Annotated in this window: 2 protein-coding genes; both read left to right on the top strand. The window is 79.2% G+C overall.

What is annotated here, in order from left to right:
• Positions 1-11 precede the first annotated feature (11 nt).
• Positions 12-857 (top strand): ABC transporter ATP-binding protein, encoded by an 846-nt coding sequence (locus CCN42_RS40765; RefSeq protein ID WP_086742080.1) that lies wholly within the window; start codon positions 12-14, stop codon positions 855-857.
• Entirely contained in the window at positions 854-1,525 is a 672-nt protein-coding gene (locus CCN42_RS40760; RefSeq protein WP_086742079.1) for an ABC transporter, read from the top strand. The genes CCN42_RS40765 and CCN42_RS40760 overlap by 4 nt, the downstream gene beginning before the upstream one ends.
• Positions 1,526-1,546: the final 21 nt, after the last annotated feature.

The raw sequence follows: 1,546 nt of genomic DNA, 5'->3' as shown, positions 1-1,546 counted from the left end.
GGGAACGGCGACTGGAGGGGGTGGGCCGCCGCTACGGGGCGCGCGGTCCCTGGGTGCTGCGCGGAGTCGGCCTGACCGTGCCGCCCGGTGCCCTGATCCGCGTGGAGGGCGCCAACGGCACCGGCAAGTCGACTCTCCTGCGCCTGCTCGCGGGCCTGGACGCTCCCACCGAGGGCCGGGTCACCGGCCGGCCGCGCACCGCGTACGTCCCCGAACGCTTCCCTCCGGCCCTGCCGTTCACCCCCGTCGGCTATCTCCGCCACCTCGGCGCCGTGCACGGCCTGTCCCGTGCGCGGGCCGCCCGCGCCGCCGACCTGTGGCTGGAGCGCTTCGGCGTCGGCGGGTACGCCCACACGCCCATGCGGCGGCTGTCGAAGGGCAGCAGCCAGAAGGTGGCCGTCGCGCAGGCCCTGCTCGCCGATCCGGAGCTGCTCGTGCTGGACGAGGCGTGGACGGGCCTGGACACCGCGGCCCGCGCCGAGCTGGAGCGGGCGGTCGCCGAGCGAACGGCGGACGGGGGCGCCGTCGTCTTCGTCGACCACGATCCGCGGCGGCTGGCGGGCGCGCCCGTCGAGGTCCACGTCGTCCGTGACGGCGCGCTGCACCGCCGTACCGGGGAGCCGGCGCCGGCGCCCGGCCCGCGGGCCACCGTCGAGGTGCAGGGGCCGCCCGGCGCGGCGCTGCCCGCCGGTGTCCTGCGCCTGGCCGCCTCGGCCGCCGAGACGGCCCCCGGCGGCCACCGGCTCACCGTCCCCGCCGCCCATTCCGACGTCGTACTGCGTGCCCTGCTGACGGCGGCCCCGCCCTGGCACGTCGTCTCCGTGCGCACCCCCGCCGACCCGGAAAGCCTCCGATGACCGCCCTGCTCCGCTACCAGGCCGCGCTGCTGCTCCGCTCGCAGCGGTGGCTGCCGCCGTTCATCCTGTACGCCGCCTTCCTGGCGGTGAGCGTGCAGGGCGGGCAGCCGGTGCTGGACTCGCTCGGCTACGCGGCCGCCGCGCTGCTGCCCGTCGCCGCCTGGCTCGCCCGGATCTGCGCCGAGGGCGAACCGGCCGCGGCGCGGGCCTGCGTCGCGGCCGCGGCCGGGCCCGCGCGGGCGCATCTGGCGTGTCTGCTGGTGGCGTTCGCCGCCGCCGCGGCGCTCGGCGTCCTCGCGACCCTCGTCGTGACGCTGATCAGCGACCCGGCCGGCGCCGGCGGGCGGACCAGGGTGGACCGGCTCCCGGCCGGGACCGCGGGGCTGCTCGCCGCGCTCGCCTGCGCTTCGCTCGGCACCGCCGTCGGCGCGCTCACCAGCCGCCCGGTGCTGCGCTCGACCGGCCGGGCGGTGCCCGCGCTGCTGCTGGCCACGCTGCTGGCACTGGTGCTGACCGGTTCCCCGGCGAACGCGGCGGTCACCGGCCTGGTCACCGGCTCGCGCTCGGGCACCGTCCCGTTCCCGCTGCTGCCGCTGGGCGGGGCGGCGCTGCTCGCGGCGGCGGCGACCGCCGTGGCCTGCGCGCTCGGCTCCCGCCGGTCAGCCTGAGCAGGAGGTGCGCTGCGCCTC

The organism is Streptomyces glaucescens, assembly GCF_002154375.1.
Lineage (GTDB): Bacteria > Actinomycetota > Actinomycetes > Streptomycetales > Streptomycetaceae > Streptomyces > Streptomyces glaucescens.
The sequence above is the reverse complement of the archived record's forward strand: the minus strand, read 5'-3'. Positions and strand labels throughout refer to the sequence as shown.

Bases quoted from the DNA above. Each gene is read 5' to 3' on its own strand.
- CCN42_RS40760 (WP_086742079.1), top strand. From the start codon at position 854: ATGACCGCCCTGCTCCGCTACCAGGCCGCGCTGCTGCTCCGCTCGCAG.